General features: G+C 70.1%; 1 protein-coding gene. It reads right to left on the bottom strand.

The window, feature by feature from the left end; translation table 11 throughout:
- On the bottom strand, positions 1-241 hold a 241-nt coding region (locus tag ACZ6JE_RS15525), incomplete at both ends, for a hypothetical protein (protein WP_464319529.1).

A 241-nucleotide genomic window follows, 5' to 3' on the forward strand; every position in this document is an offset into this window, starting at 1 on the left:
GTGCGCGCGCCGGTCTGGATGGTTTCGCTGGTGTTGACCACGAGGTTGGTCAGCGAGCGCTCGGCGTCCTCGACATGGGACTTGATGCTCGACGACAGCAGCTCGGCGCGGGACATCAGGTCCTCGCTGGCCTGGCGGCCGCTGCTCTCGATGCGGCCGGCGACGGCCTCGACGCGGGAGCCGAGCAGGTCCTCGAACTGCGCGACGCGGGTGTCGATGTCACCGGCGATGACGCCGACGC

This window comes from Frigoribacterium sp. AC759 (assembly GCF_979256015.1).